Genomic DNA, 15,070 nt, shown 5'->3' on the forward strand with positions numbered 1-15,070 from the left:
TGTTAAGTGGGAGGCTACATTGGCTTAAGATAGATGTAAAGATCTTTTTTTTGTGGTTTTTAAGTGGGTTGTTTTAGGGTTACTTACATTTGTATGTTTCACTTAGTGCGAGCATCACAACTATAGAACCTTCGCTTATACTTTTAAATTGGGGGTTGTCTTGGATGTAGTTTTGAACACTATCAACTACTTTTCCGGTAGATACATCTCCGCTGATGCAGATTTTACCTTGAATGTTTAGTATGGTTGCAATACCTGTAACATAGCCGATAAAGGTGCCTGCGGAAGTGCTGGACATTTTATGCTTAGTAGAAAATTCTTTATAATCGTCAGCCAGTTGGTATAAATTTTTACCGTCAATTGCAGCAAAAGAATGTGTAGAGTAAATCGTTAAACTAAGAACTGCAAAAAGCTTACAAGCATAATTCGACCGCATAGGCTTACCTGATTTGTTGATGAACTGAACGACTAAATCTTGATTTCAGGATTATAGATCCACATTTATTCTACTTCACTGCCTAACCGCGAATTTTCCCCGCCCCCTGATCTGACGTTTCAAGCTGATCAAATATCATAACATTATTATTTCAATTGAAATTATTTTTGCCGAAGAAATGCATAAAAACTGCATAAACCTTGCATAAGTTGGTTAGTGAGGTAGGCCCATTGCACGTAACAAGCGGGAAGCCTTGCTATTGCTGGGTTTGTTGAGCCTAGTTAACACAATCTACATTGTGTTAAGTAGAGAATTGCACCTATCTGGAGGGGTGATAGTAGTGACGTCAGGTGATTAATAGTGTCCTTGTGAAACTATAACGAATTGGTCACAACCCAGGCTGAAAATAGGGTTTTTTTCAGGTAAAAATTAACTTTCGAAAACTCGTTCAGCATTGTTATGTAAATCTCTACATTGTGGGGCAAAGTACTTTCATTCTACTTTCATAGATTGGCCTTAAGCCTTGCTGTGTGCGGCTTCCTGCAATCCAGTGTAATTATGTCAGACGTAAGGTGATTCACCTGGGCAAGTATTGGGGCAAGAGTAATGCTTGTTATTGAGTGAATATAGACAATATATTGATAAAATACTGAGTGAATAACAAAGCAGGTGTTTTAGTGGTGTTTTAGGTGTCTTTCAGTGGGGCAAAATGATTAGTGTTAATGCTACCCCTATTACGTATGATAGGGCTACCCCTATTACCGGTAATAGCCCACCCCTATTACGGGTGATAGACGATAAGAATAAATATAAGATTAATATATAAGAATAGATCTTTATTATGTTTTATAGGCGTCTCCCGCCTAATGATCTTACGCTGGCGCGTACCAGGTCAACTAATGGGCCTGCGGTTGTTACCGTTGGCTGTTGTTCTATCTATTCAGCTACCCGCTGAAACACTCCTGATCAATCTGATACGTGCAATGCCTGCGGCAATAGCGAAGCTATGCACCGTGAGGTAAGAACCTGTCACGCTACGCTCACACGTTCAAACCTGCTCTATATCAACCATCAACCCACAACAAACTAAAGTTTGTATGTCTGTCTCTGTCTGGTGAGTGCAGGCTTTTTACAGGGGAATATGTGCCGCCTGTAAGGTGGAGTACTCCACGGCACAAGATCTTATTGCATATAACTTACAGGAGACACACAGAGACGCTTAAAGGGTTGTTAGTGGGTGAATTGTTCAGTGTGTGTCAGAGGCGCTTAGAATCGATTACAGAGCGTTGTAGATAATTACCTAAAGTGCTTGCACTCAGGGGCTAAGTTGTGGTACATTGTCCACCTGAAAAAAGATTTAAAAACGTATTGACAATGTGTCCCTTATGGGATACAATGAAATTATCAACTTACACAAACACTTTACAATGCACTGTCAGCTAAGTAGCTGGACGGTGCTTTTCTATTTCTAAAATAAGGAGCATCCGACCAATGCCAACACGTTTAACTCAAGGCGGGAAGCCTCGTAAATATATCGACAGTAACCACGTATTCATTCTTATCTCTAACGCGAGAGAACCAGAAGCAGAAGCAAAGAAAATTCTCCGCACTGCTAAGATTGCAAATCAGCGCGGTAATGTAGAATACGCTAAAATGATTCGTCACGGTGTAAACCTGTATCGTGCCAAAAAGCTCGTAGAAGCTAACGCATAATAACAGGAAGGTAATGCGCAAGGAGGAGAGGCAAATTTACCTATACAACGGAATATATCACAATGACAGTTTTACATATTCAACTAAGCTACGAAATCTTAGGACTAAACGAGATCGAACATAACGGACAATCTCACAGTATCAGCACTAACGCTAAGATCATTTATTCTTACATCGCAGGATTTAAGAATAACAATAAACAGGCGTTTCCTTCTATGGGTGGAATGTCTAAGACACTCAATCTAGGATCAGAACAGGTGATCCGAAGGGAAGTTAAGAACCTGGTAAATATGGGCCTCCTGTCTATTATAGAGCGCCCTGGTAACAGCCACTTATACGAAGCATTGCCGTTACCGTCTCAGAGACAACAGGAAGCCACGCAAGAGCCTGAACAGGTGCAAGACGTACAAACATCAGCGCCAGCCGCAGAAGCTCCTACGATTGATTACAGCGATGATGATGACATTATCCCCGAACTGATGCACGGTTATAAAGCCTCTGTAAGATCTTTACATCTAGGTGAGGCTATAACGCCGCTTCGCACTTCATCAAGCCAGAATGATGCATTAGAAGAAGCCAAGCGCCGGATCGCCAATAATAAAACACCACTACGCACCTACACTAAACAAGAGTGCGAAGAGCCATTTTAATATAAGGAGTAACGATATTGATTTTAAGGAACGACAAGTTAAGCACTCATATTATTCTTGCACCTAAGCAAGCAGAACTATACAGATTCATTAAGAACCACACAGAACGCGCCAGATCACTGGATAACGCGCTGGGGTATTTTGAGTTTACTGTAAAAGATTACCTAGAGTGCCACGATGCAACGCAAGCTTATACATACGGCGTATTAAAGAAGCTTAGAAACTTTGGAGCAATCCAGCATATTCCACGCGGTAGCCTTCCAGCTTACGCTAAAGCAAACCAGGGATTTACATTATTTGAGGTAAGCAATGATTACGACTGATAGAAAGTTTTTTATTAAGTATACCGAAGATAAACACGAACAGGATTTTATAGAGTATGCCGAGAAATTAGGCGAAGACTTAGAACAATGTGAATTATTCTTTGATCATACACCAGACACAGTGCGCACTATCTTGAAAACTCCTAATCACGGTAACTTTCTGAGAGAGACGCCGATTTGCTAATAACTAAATCCCAAGCAAGAAAGCGACATTATAGACTGTTAACTAAAGACGTACACAAAACAAAATACATTCCAGGTGATTTCCTTATGTATAACCATAAGGAAAATGGAATCCTATACACTTCATTTGTACACACTAAAGGCGAAGCAGCCTACTACTACCAAACGAGATACACCGATGACCAATAAAGAACAGCATTACGACTGCTTACTAGCAGCACTGGAAATGAAACGGATTAAGGAATCTGGAAACCTTGGAACATACGAAAGCGCGTTATTCGGATTTGCCCTTAAATACTCCGACTTATTCAAGAACGTTAGCAGCGGTAGCAAGTTTGATTATGATCGCCTTATGCTTCTTAAAGAGCTAAGCAACATTCTACCGGATTACTTTGGAAACCTATTTAACGAAAGCGGAGAGGTGAATACTTATTATGTTAGTTGATACACAGTTACTAGGATTTGTTAGACGCTCAATCTATGCAGATGCCACACAGATTACAGACGAGCAACTATTAGAAATCATCAACCAGTACTTTGAGAGTATCGGGCAACAGAATAACAAACGTTGCCTTATCCTATACAACTCTATTCTATCCGCCCTTCAATACCTGGCAGCACGCTGGAACATCGACATAGCCGCCGCTACAGGTGGCGCTATTGAGCGAACGGAGCGAGTCGGACAGGTAGAAGTAAGCACGAAATTCAACGACAGCGATATTTATGCTGATAACCCCTGGCAGAGATTACACGATGCGTATTTCTACGGACAGATGCAGGTGATTGGCTGTCCTATGCAAGCTAAGGCATCCGATAACGTCCTGATCGGCGGTGTGGATCGCAGTGAAATTCACCGAGTGAAAGATAACTGTAATAGCGTTGATGGATTGCAGGGACTTTATAATAAAAATAGACATTGGGATTTAAGACGTGGCTAAACCCTATAACAATAATCAATTACCAACTAAGGACGAAACTAGATTAGATCTTTCTGTTATGAAATATAAGCAGAAAAGAAGACTAGCAAAGGAAATTAGAAGTTTACCATCTGGTTATGCGATGGTAGTAATAGAAGAAGATAGCAAGCCTCTTTCACAGGAAGAATATAAAGCTGTTTCAGATATCACCTCTGTGAAAGGGGTTTACTACAAACCCCGCAAGACCAAGACAACTAAACCTAACGGAATTGAGCCGCATAAATGGGAAGCTTTAGGCTTCCTATCGGCTGATGATTACGAAGAATGGAATTATTTTAACTACAGACAAGTAACAGACGAGGAAATGTTAGATGACAAAATCCACTAATAACGAACGTATCGATCCAACTACAGAGCATTCAGGCGCTTTCACTTACTTCCGTTCCCTTGTGTGGGAATTTGAAGACGCCCACTATATGCCAATCATTGAAGCGTCTCTACGCTTCTCTGACACGCTTTCACAGAAAAGCCTAGCAGAAGTGGCAGCACTGCTAAAAACCGCCTCAGACAAGCTTACAGCGATTGTGCGGTTTATCGCGGCCACCGCAGACAGCAAAGACTTTGCATTGCGTGACGGTGAAGCGGAAACGCTTAAAGCCTTGCTAAATGACCAGCTCGAATGGCTCAACTCAGAAGCCAGCATTATTGATGATCAGGTGTACCACCAGTTTGATTTAGCCCGTCTGGTAGCAGAGGAAGAAGGGATCAAAGAAGTTGATGAATTTGCGTAAAATAATACGCAAAAACTATTGACAAAGATCTAAAGATGTTGTATTATAAAGGTATGGGGGGAGATTAGTGTTCTTTCCTCTACTTCAAGCACTTACGGCTACGAAGTTAGATAGACCACGGTTCACCGATCCTGCCCTGTGGTTTGTCTTTTCCTTATTGGACAGTGGTTAGAAATTGTGGGGGCGTGGTTCTCCCCCCTTTTTCTTTTCTAGTCTTAGTATTCTTTCAAAAATCTATCATTGGGTTTTGTCCTGACATATCTACGTTTCTCCTTAAACGTTTATCTACTCTTCCTAGAGAGTAGATTTTTTAAAGAATATTACATTCTAAAAGCATTAGCTGATTAGCGTCCGTTAATAGTGCTGAGAAGCACTTAAAATTAAGACACGTTAGAACGTGAGAAACTCTAAATGTAGCTTATTAGATATCCTTTTAAATTATATACAAAAGTATCCCTGTTGACGGTCTGATTAACCCGAGGGGACTTTTTTTATATCTATCTGCGTAAAATAATACGCATCCCACAAGGTATAAAATCAAATGGTATTACTCAACGCGCCAGACGCGAAACAACGTATATTAAAATCTTGTAACGTCACAGGATTTAATAAGTGTGACTTAGAGTTTATTGCTAAACACTCAAACTCTACTGCACTGGAAGTTAAAAAAGCTTCCGAGTTTCTTACAGGTGAAAAAGTTCCAGTAACTTTGTTTGTGGATGACCTGGAAGAAGCAAACAATATTGTTATTCAGGCACGAAAATCTAAGCTCGAAGCAACAATCACTAAATCAGATACAGCAACACCTAAACCAACATTACAAGATTTGGTGAATGGTATTAAATATCGTGTCTGAACTATTTAAACTTAAGGAAAAATAATTATGGCTCGTTTTGGTCGTATTTTTAAAAGCGTAGACTTTCGTCACGCAGTCGTGGCCTATTCAGGTGACGGCGTACTACAGGATCGCAAGCTGGAACTACCGGAAGCGCTTAGCGCTGATCTGGTTGTTGGTAGTGTTATCGCCGCTAATGGCTCACTGATTGCAGATGCAGAAACATCTATTGCTGGCGTTATTGTTGAACCTGCTTTCGCTGGTGATCGATTTGTCGTTATTGCAGCTAAAGAGCATACCATTCTTAAAGACCAGGCTCTGGTATTTGGTGAAGGTGCTGATCGTAGTGTAATTATCGCAGCTATGGCCGCTGATAAATACCGTTTCGCATCGTGGGCTGAATTTGCTCTACCTACTACCTAATCAATAAGGAATATAATAATGTATCTACGTGAAATTTTCGGTAGTAATGTTTCTATCGCTAACACCTTTGAAGTGCCAAACGTACAGAATAAGATTCTGCTAGACAGCAATCTATTCCAAACTCAGCGCCACGCAAGCAACGAAATTCTGATCGAGCGTCAGGAAGCAGACGGCGTAAACTTTATTAGTACTGAGACAATGCCATACGCCCAAAGCGATTGGAACTCAGCCCCGTCTAAAAAATGGCAGGCGTACAACTATCAACTGATTCACTCAGCAATCACCAATGACGTGAGCAGCAAAGACCTGGAGACACAACTCCGTTTCGGTATCTTTGACCGCACTGATCAGGCCGTGGCTCAGCTACAGGCATATTCTGATCGCCAGCTTGTAATGGCAACCAACTTTGTTGAAGATCGTTTAGCACAGGCTGTAATGACTGGTGTAGCCCGTTCTACATATGCGGGACAGAAGGATCTAGACTTCTTCGCAGAGTTCGAGCAAGAGCGCACGCGCTTCACTCTGAATGTTGATAATACTTCCGGTGTTGATATCTTCGAACAACTGGACGACATTAGCCGCATTATGGGTACTAAGCTGTTAGGTCTGGAAAGCTACCGCGAATCTATGATCGTGCTGTGTGCTGGTAAGTCTGCTAAAGCCTTCAAGCGTCACAAGTCTATTAAAGACTTCGTACAGTTTACTATGGCGTTTAACAACGATGCCAACCCACTGACACAGATCGCACCTAACCTGAATAAGGCCCGTAAATGGGAATTGAATGGTGTTGTGTTCTTGGATATCGGCGGCTTGCCTCAGTATGAAAAATACCTGGCAGACAAAGACGGCTTTGTTGCTGTTCCTCGCCTGATTGGTGCATCGCTGTTTGATCTGCACGTAGGGAAGGCTGTACGCCATATGGAAAGCCACGTATTAGATGATAACGGAATCGGTAGCTATCTCACCTATGATCAGCGCTGGGGCTTCCCTGGTGTGCATACAGAGGTTAGCATCCTGCCTGTTGTCCAGCAGCCGCAAGCAATCGTTTATGGTGGCGTTACAGGCGAAATATAACATCTTTAGATCTTAGGGTCTAAGCCATAAGGGGCGGGGCTTAAAGGCTTCGTCCCTTTTGTTATTTATAAAGAGAGAGTGAATTAATAATGCAAATGATCCTAAAGAGTGCCGGAACACATATTGAAGTTGATTTAAACAAACACGAAAGCGCTATTAATGTTAGCTGGATGTGTAAGCTACTTGATGTGAAATACAGCACAGTTAAATCTTACATTCACAGAGACGGATTATCACTGGATGCAGCGCTAAAGAAAGCTGTAGACAACCAAAGCAAATAATCAAAGCGATTATGTAAACTACATTTAAATATTAAAGGGGAATCGTTAGGATGAATGTTCAGAAGCTAACGAACGTTGTAGATTTTAAAGTTGATAGAAAGTCTTTTAATGATGCAAAGAAATCTATTGAGCAACTAAAGAAATATTCTGAATCTGTCAAAGTGCGCCAGGCACCTGCTAAAAAGTTTAATGACAGTCAGAAGAAAGCAGAGCGTGAGCTAGCCCGAGTGAAGGCACAGAATGCACGTAAGCAACTTAGCGACCAGAAAGCCGCAGAACGCGCACAGAAGGCCGCAGACAGGGAAGCCCTTGCAGGGGCAAGACGTGCAGAACAAGCCGACTTAAAACGCCGCTCAGCGCTTCTACAGCTTAACGGCATTGTAGGACGCACAGCAGACGAAGAGAACAATGTGAGTCGTGAGATTCACCGACAGGCTCGGGAACTGGAACACGGACGCCAGAGCGTTGCACGTACCAACTTAGAGATCAGGGAACAGATCACACTGTTGCGCCGTGCTGCTGCACAGAGACGTAAAGCGGAAGGCGGCGGCGCTGGTGCTGGCGGTGCTGGAGGCGGTCACGGATTTGCCGGAGGTGTCGCAGGTGGAGCCGCTAGAGACTTCGTGAAGAAAGGGAGCCTTTCAGAGGGCTTGTTAGGCGGTTTGGGCGCTGCTGGCGTAGGTGCTTTGGGTGTGGGTGCTGTGGGGCTGGGCTTAAGCAAAGCAATCGATACAGTGCGCGACACGACAGAAGCAAACCGCGAAGTAATCAACACTGCTAAATCTCTTGGGATCAATGCCAACAGTCTGCTAGCGATGACTCAGGCACAGAAAGCCGCTGGCTTCCTTGACGCCAACAACGAGAAATCAGGCGATCAGATTAAAGATACCAGGGAAAAGATCGGTGACTTCGTAAACAATGCCACACTGAATAAACAAGGGGAATGGAGCGGCGGCGGGGCCGTGGGCGATATTGCCAACCAATTTGGCTGGGATAAAGACACGATCAAAAGCTTTCAGCAAAACCCGCTTGATTTTATTCAAGCTACAGTGAATGCAGGACAGCAGAAAGGGCTATCAGATGCACAGACAGCCAACCTGATCGAAAGTTTAGGTGATCAGCTTACATACCTGTTGCCAGCGCTTAAGAACAACGGACAGGGGCTTGTAGACGTTATTAAACAGATGACGTATGCAGGGGCCAACCTCACAGACGAGACAGCCAACAACACAGAGAAGGCTACGCGGTTTAGCGCTGTACTCGATCAGGCTTCACAAGGGCTTAGCAACGAGTTTAGCAACGGTGTATTGGATGCTGTAGGCAGTAGTGACCAGTTGAAAGAAGCATTACACGATCTGCTTCCCGCTGCTAAGTGGATGGGGCAACAAGTGGGCGATTTCATCACTCAATTGGGAAGCCTGGTTAAGAGTATTCGAGAGACAAAAGAAAGCCTGTCTAATCTCTTCCATCGCAACGAAGTGACGCCAGAACAGCGCAAGGATGTGTCTAACGCTCTCAGCTTCAAGCCTGCACCTGTTAACCCTAATACTGGTATTGCTGGCGCTGATCCGGCTGCAATGGCTAACGCTAATGCGTCAGGAGATGCACTCTGGAACTGGATCAAAGGCTTTAGCGGTAGATCTCAGGAAGCAGCACAGAACACATCGAATATGTTCGCCCCTGTCCTGGGTGAAAAGCCTAACCAGCTTGATAGCAGCGCTCAACAGATGATCAGCGCATTTAGTCCTAAAGGGGCTATGTCACAGCCTGTAGGTTATCAGTCTGCACCGCCTGTTATTGTTAACATTCCTGACATTATCGTTAGGAGTGAAACAGGCGTTAATGATAGTGAGTTTAGCCGAGTTATTAACACTAACGTTACTGCAATCTTTGAAGCAGGACAGCAGCGCCAGACGCAAGCTCTACAATCTTCATATGCTGGATGGTGATCGATGTTTCAACGTAACAAGAAAGAAGAAGAGCCAGAGAGTAAGCTGGCTTTTGCCTGGTGCATTATCGCTGTGCTTTTTGTCTGGTATGAATCCACATTGCCAGCAAGCCAACAGCTTTCAATAGGGGATATCTTCAAGGTGTTAGCAGCAGTATTTCTATGAATAAGGCTAAGGCTAAGGCGCAGAACGTTCTTCTTATGCTCTCGCGCCGATAAATCTATCAGTTATCGCCTGATTTTATTTCGAAAGCGACTTTCTCAATATATTCTGATAACTCAGCAGGCGAAGCGGAGTTTTTCGAATATGTTTTAAAACTTTCCGTATTGCCGCGCTCGTGTCCTGCAAGCAAAGCGATACGGTCTTCAGGTATTTTTTCTCTATCCAACTGGCTTATAAACATTCCCCTTAACGAATGGAAAACTTTATATTCATTTCCATTTTCTCCCAAAGCCTTACGCTTAGCCCTGGTAAATCGTTGTGTGTGCCACGTAGAGCGCTTGCCGTCTGCACGGTCTGTGATTGATGCACGGTATAAAAGGAAGCCGTCATAAGGCTTTTGTTGCAGCCTAATAACCAACCCCTTTAATTGACTATGCACAGGGACAATCCTTGCTGCTGATTTCGTTTTCCCCTCCTTGATTTCAAAACACAATACACCCTCGATTGTCTTGATACTTTCTGATTTCAGTGAACAGATCTCATTGAGTCGCATCCCGCTATACATCCCAATTAATGTAACTGCTTGCATCTCTTCGTCACCTTCCAATGCAGCAAATACTTTTGCTAACTCTGACACTGTGAACGGTTGATAACTCACCTTACTGCTTTTTGCCTCCAAAGCGTGACCACGCCAGGGGTTATCCTGTGGTGCATCGTGATACCGGTTCCTAGCCAGATCCCAAATCTGAGCAAGGGAGCTAATGTAGTTTTGTATTGTCTGTGCGGCCTTATCTTCCTTAAGGCTATCTATCCAGGCTGTTACTGTTGTTCTGTTCACATCCTTCAACTTCACATCACGTTTTTTGAGGTGCAATAACAGCACTTCAACCGCTTTATTGGTTTTCGATAGGGTAGTGAGCTTTCTCTTCTCACTGAATTTCAAAATGTAGATGTCACGCATCATAAGTAGGGTAGGGACACCGCCAGATTGCACACTACTGAATTGCTGCATCGGCATTTCAAATGCACTTATACTGGCTGATTTTAGCTCTTCAATAGCCTTTTCAATCTTGCTGGCTTCTTTAGGTTTAACCTGTTCCCGTAAACGTGCCCATTCAACGGCTATAGCGTCTCTGAATAGCCTTGCTTGCCTTATGTCACTTGTTCCTGTGCTCTTTACGAAATAGCGCTTCTGTTCAAACAGATGACGCATATATGCAGGGATGGTGATCCTTACATAGTAGTTTCCGCATAAATCTAAGACGAGATAACGATCTTTCTTGACCTGCATATAAACCCCAGTTATTTTGCAGGTGCTTTTACACGGTAGAATTGCTTGTGTAGATTGTCGAAGTGGCGAAATTGTAGCTGTTGATTCAATAGCTTAGATCAGCTTGCTGGATAAGCGACCACCGCCGCGAGGCGTGCCGGTTCGATTCCGGCCTTCGGCACCATCTGATGCAACTTAAGTCGCTTACGAGCGGCTTTTTTTGTGCCTGAAATTCAGTAGCTGCAAGGTTTTTTTGATTTTTCTCTTGGCTTAAATCGATCTGGTTTGAGTTAAATCGGTTTAATGATCTTTTTATCTGACATTGCGGCCGATCAAAATGTCTTTGCTGAAAAAGTTTAGGGCTTTTGTGCTTAGTACGGCACATCAAAATCAACGAATCCTTAAGAATTAATTAGTTGATGTGACGTTGTTCGTTGCCCGTGAAGATGCAGGAAGCTAAGATAAAAGCTTATAGGCCATAAATATATGGATAGGCTGCACAGCGACAGATCAAAACTTAATGATGAATAAATCTAATTTTGAGTTCCTGAAGGGCGTCAACGATTTCACTTATGCCATCGCCTGTGCGGCGGAAAACAATTATCCGGATGATCCCAACACCACGCTGGTTAAAATGCGTATGTTTGGTGAGGCGACGGCTAAACACCTTGGCCTGCTACTGGGCGTCCCTTCCTGCGAGAATCAACATGATCTCCTCCGCGAGTTAGGCAAAATTGCCTTTGTTGATGACACTATTCTTTCTGTATTCCACAAATTGCGCCGTGTAGGTAACCAGGCGGTGCATGAATACCATAACGATCTTGATGATGCCCAGATGTGCCTTCGGCTCGGCTTCCGTCTGGGTGTCTGGTATTACCGTCTGGTCACGAAAAATTATGATTTCGCAGTGCCTGTTTTTGCGTTGCCTGAACGTGGCGAAAACCTCTACTACCAGGAGGTGCTGACGCTGAAACAACAGCTGGAGCAGCAGTCACGCGAAAAAGCGCAGAGTCAGTCTGAGCTGGCATTACAGCAGCAGAAGCTGATAAGCCTGAACGGCTATATCGCTATTCTGGAAGGTAAGCAGCAGGAAACTGAAGCGCAAACACAAGCAAGGCTTGCGGCGCTGGAAGCCCAGTTAGCTGAGAAAAATGCAGAACTGGCGAAGCAGACTGAACAGGAACGTAAGGCATACCAGAATGAAATCACCGATCAGGCCATCAAGCGTACACTCGATCTGAGTGAAGAAGAGAGTCGCTTCCTGATTGATGCACAGCTGCGTAAAGCAGGCTGGCAGGCCGATAGCAAAGCGTTGCGCTTCTCTGAAGGCGCGCGCCCGGAGCCGGGAGTCAACAAAGCTATTGCTGAATGGCCAACCGGTAAAGATGAAACGGGCAAGCAGGGGTTTGCGGACTACGTTTTATTTGTTGGTCTTAAGCCTATCGCAGTAGTAGAAGCGAAGCGTAAGAACATCGACGTTCCCACTAAGCTCAATGAGTCCTATCGCTACAGTAAATACTTCGATAATGCGTTCTTACGCGATACGTTGCTGGAAGAGTACGCGGCAGAAGATGTGCACGAAGCGGTACCGCTCTATGAAATCAGCTGGCAGGATACCAGCGGCGAACAGCGCTTTAAAATTCCCTTCTGCTACTCCACCAACGGGCGTGAATATCGCGCGGCGATGAAGACCAAAAGCGGCATCTGGTATCGTGACGTCCGCTACACCACCAACATGTCAAAAGCCTTGCCGGAGTGGCATCGCCCGGAAGAGCTGCTGGACATGCTCGGCAGCGATCCGCAGAGACAAAATCAGTGGTTTGCTGATAATTCAGGGATGAGCGAACTGGGACTGCGCTACTACCAGGAAGATGCTGTGCGGGCGGTAGAAAATGCCATCGTCAATGGGCAGCAGGAGATCCTGCTGGCGATGGCGACCGGTACCGGTAAAACCCGTACCGCGATAGCTCTGATGTTCCGCCTAATCCAGTCTCAGCGTTTTAAGCGCATTCTCTTCCTGGTTGATCGACGTTCTCTGGGTGAGCAGGCGCTGGGCGCGTTTGACGATACGCGTATTAATGGCGACACCTTTAATAGCATTTTCGATATTAAAGGGCTGACGGATAAATTCCCGGAAGACAGCACTAAAATTCACGTTGCTACGGTTCAGTCGCTGGTTAAACGCACCCTGCAATCTGACGAACCCATGCCGGTTGGTCGTTACGACTGTATCGTGGTGGATGAAGCACATCGCGGTTACATTCTTGATAAAGAGCAGACCGAAGGTGAACTGCAATTCCGCAGCCAGTTGGATTACGTCTCAGCCTATCGCCGTATTCTCGATCACTTTGATGCAGTGAAGGTTGCACTAACCGCGACGCCTGCGCTGCATACGGTGCAGATTTTCGGCGATCCGGTTTACCGCTACACCTATCGTACTGCGGTGACCGACGGTTATCTGATCGATCAGGATCCGCCGATTCAGATCACGACCCGCAACGCGCAGGATGGCGTTTATCTTGCTCAGGGTGAGCAGGTAGAGCGTATTAGTTCGCAGGGTGAAGTGATTAACGATACCCTGGAAGACGAGCAGGATTTTGAGGTCGCCGACTTTAACCGCAAGCTGATTATTCCCGCGTTTAACCGCGCCGTCTGTAATGAACTGACTGAGTATCTCGATCCGACCGGGCTGCAAAAAACGCTGGTATTCTGCGTCACTAACGCCCATGCCGATATGGTGGTGGAAGAGCTACGTGCCGCGTTTAAGAAAAAGTATCCGCAGCTGGAACACGACGCGATCATCAAGATTACCGGTGATGCCGATAAAGACGCGCGTAAAGTGCAGACCATGATCACCCGCTTTAACAAAGAGCGGCTGCCGAATATCGTCGTCACCGTCGATCTGCTGACCACCGGCGTGGATATCCCGTCGATTTGTAACATCGTTTTCCTGCGTAAGGTACGCAGCCGCATTCTGTATGAGCAAATGAAAGGCCGTGCGACGCGTCTGTGTCCGGCGGTGGCTAAAACCAGCTTTAAGATTTTTGACTGTGTCGATATTTATAGCTCGCTGGAGAGTGTCGATACCATGCGCCCGGTAGTTGTCCGTCCTCAGGTCGAACTGCAAACGCTGGTCAATGAAATCACCGACTCCGAGACTTACAAAACCATGGAGGCGGATGGTCGCAGCTTTGCCGAGCACAGCCATGAACAGCTGATTGCTAAGCTCCAGCGTATTATCGGCCTGGCCACGTTTAACCGTGACCGCAGCGAAACCGTAGATAAGCAGGTGCGTCGTCTTGATGAGCTCTGTCAGGACGCAGCGGGCGTTAATTTTAACGGTTTCGCTTCGCGTTTGCGGGATAAAGGAGCGCACTGGAGTGCCGAAGTCTTCAATAAACTGCCAGGCTTCATTGCCCGTCTTGAGAAGCTGAAAGCCGATATCAATAGCCTGAATGATGCGCCAATCTTCCTCGATATTGACGATGAAGTGGTAAGCGTTAAGTCGCTCTATGGTGAGTACGACACGCCGCAGGATTTCCTTGAAGCCTTTGATTCGCTGGTGCAACGTTCACCGAATGCGCAGCCAGCCTTACAGGCGGTGATCAATCGTCCGCGCGACCTTACCCGTAAAGGACTGGTCGAATTGCAGGAGTGGTTTGATCGCCAGCACTTTGAGGAATCTTCCCTGCGCAAAGCGTGGAAAGAGACGCGCAACGAAGATATCGCAGCCCGGCTGATTGGCCATATCCGCCGTGCGGCGGTGGGTGATGCGCTGAAGCCGTTTGATGATCGTGTCGATCATGCGCTGGAGCGCATCAAAGGCGAAAATGACTGGAGCAGCGAGCAGGTCACCTGGCTCGACCGTTTAGCTACGGCGCTGAAAGAGAAGGTGGTGCTTGACGACGACGTTTTCAAAACGGGCAATTTCCATCGGCGTGGCGGAAAGGCGATGCTGCAAAAAACGTTCGACGATGACCTCGACAACCTGCTCGATAAGTTCAGCGATTACATCTGGGACGAGCCTGCTTAACGCGTTATCATCCCCGGCAATGTCTTCTTC

The 15,070-nt window shown here is 45.3% G+C and carries 15 protein-coding genes; 13 read left to right on the forward strand and 2 right to left on the reverse strand.

What is annotated here, in order from left to right:
- Window positions 1-79 precede the first annotated feature (79 nt).
- Window positions 80-436, reverse strand: coding sequence for a Rap1a/Tai family immunity protein (locus OXR61_RS18100; RefSeq protein WP_267412500.1), 357 nt, complete (start codon window positions 434-436; stop codon window positions 80-82).
- A gap of 1,491 nt (window positions 437-1,927) precedes the next feature.
- Between OXR61_RS18100 and OXR61_RS18105 the strand changes: the two genes are divergently transcribed.
- The 12 genes from OXR61_RS18105 to OXR61_RS18160 all read left to right on the forward strand — a co-directional run bounded on the left by OXR61_RS18105 (window position 1,928) and on the right by OXR61_RS18160 (window position 9,740).
- Window positions 1,928-2,149 (forward strand): hypothetical protein, encoded by a 222-nt coding sequence (locus OXR61_RS18105; RefSeq protein WP_267412501.1) that lies wholly within the window; start codon window positions 1,928-1,930, stop codon window positions 2,147-2,149.
- Window positions 2,150-2,211: 62 nt separating this feature from the next.
- Window positions 2,212-2,799, forward strand: a complete 588-nt coding sequence (locus OXR61_RS18110; protein WP_267412502.1) for a helix-turn-helix domain-containing protein — start codon at window positions 2,212-2,214, stop codon at window positions 2,797-2,799.
- A gap of 17 nt (window positions 2,800-2,816) precedes the next feature.
- Window positions 2,817-3,122 (forward strand): hypothetical protein, encoded by a 306-nt coding sequence (locus OXR61_RS18115; protein WP_267412503.1) that lies wholly within the window; start codon window positions 2,817-2,819, stop codon window positions 3,120-3,122.
- A 361-nt stretch (window positions 3,123-3,483) separates the two neighbouring features.
- A complete protein-coding gene (locus OXR61_RS18120) occupies window positions 3,484-3,750 on the forward strand; it encodes a hypothetical protein (protein WP_267412504.1) in 267 nt (88 codons plus the stop codon).
- On the forward strand, window positions 3,740-4,243 hold the full coding sequence (locus OXR61_RS18125) for a hypothetical protein (RefSeq protein ID WP_267412505.1): 504 nt from the start codon (window positions 3,740-3,742) through the stop codon (window positions 4,241-4,243). Before OXR61_RS18120 ends, OXR61_RS18125 begins: the two co-directional genes overlap by 11 nt.
- Window positions 4,236-4,610, forward strand: a complete 375-nt coding sequence (locus OXR61_RS18130; protein ID WP_267412506.1) for a hypothetical protein — start codon at window positions 4,236-4,238, stop codon at window positions 4,608-4,610. The genes OXR61_RS18125 and OXR61_RS18130 overlap by 8 nt, the downstream gene beginning before the upstream one ends.
- Entirely contained in the window at window positions 4,594-5,013 is a 420-nt protein-coding gene (locus OXR61_RS18135; protein WP_267412507.1) for a hypothetical protein, read from the forward strand. Before OXR61_RS18130 ends, OXR61_RS18135 begins: the two co-directional genes overlap by 17 nt.
- Window positions 5,014-5,554: 541 nt before the next feature.
- Window positions 5,555-5,869 (forward strand): hypothetical protein, encoded by a 315-nt coding sequence (locus OXR61_RS18140; RefSeq protein ID WP_267412508.1) that lies wholly within the window; start codon window positions 5,555-5,557, stop codon window positions 5,867-5,869.
- 27 nt (window positions 5,870-5,896) lie between these two features.
- Complete coding sequence (locus OXR61_RS18145) at window positions 5,897-6,271, forward strand: hypothetical protein (RefSeq protein WP_267412509.1); 375 nt, start codon at window positions 5,897-5,899, stop codon at window positions 6,269-6,271.
- A gap of 18 nt (window positions 6,272-6,289) precedes the next feature.
- On the forward strand, window positions 6,290-7,345 hold the full coding sequence (locus OXR61_RS18150) for a hypothetical protein (RefSeq protein ID WP_267412510.1): 1,056 nt from the start codon (window positions 6,290-6,292) through the stop codon (window positions 7,343-7,345).
- A 331-nt stretch (window positions 7,346-7,676) separates the two neighbouring features.
- Window positions 7,677-9,575 carry a hypothetical protein gene (locus OXR61_RS18155; protein ID WP_267412511.1) on the forward strand — a complete coding sequence of 633 codons (1,899 nt, stop codon included), beginning with the start codon at window positions 7,677-7,679 and terminating at the stop codon, window positions 9,573-9,575.
- 3 nt (window positions 9,576-9,578) lie between these two features.
- Window positions 9,579-9,740 carry a hypothetical protein gene (locus OXR61_RS18160; RefSeq protein ID WP_008925488.1) on the forward strand — a complete coding sequence of 54 codons (162 nt, stop codon included), beginning with the start codon at window positions 9,579-9,581 and terminating at the stop codon, window positions 9,738-9,740.
- A gap of 58 nt (window positions 9,741-9,798) precedes the next feature.
- On the opposite strand, the gene OXR61_RS18165 is transcribed toward OXR61_RS18160, so the two are convergent.
- Window positions 9,799-11,028 carry a site-specific integrase gene (locus OXR61_RS18165; protein ID WP_267412512.1) on the reverse strand — a complete coding sequence of 410 codons (1,230 nt, stop codon included), beginning with the start codon at window positions 11,026-11,028 and terminating at the stop codon, window positions 9,799-9,801.
- A 499-nt stretch (window positions 11,029-11,527) separates the two neighbouring features.
- On the opposite strand from OXR61_RS18165, the gene hsdR reads away from it, so the two are divergent.
- Entirely contained in the window at window positions 11,528-15,040 is a 3,513-nt protein-coding gene (hsdR, locus tag OXR61_RS18170; protein WP_267412513.1) for a type I restriction-modification system endonuclease, read from the forward strand.
- Window positions 15,041-15,070 lie beyond the last annotated feature (30 nt).

Origin of the sequence: Pantoea sp. GM_Pan_4 (assembly GCF_026541005.1) — a bacterium.
Taxonomy (GTDB): Bacteria; Pseudomonadota; Gammaproteobacteria; order Enterobacterales; family Enterobacteriaceae; genus Pantoea; species Pantoea dispersa.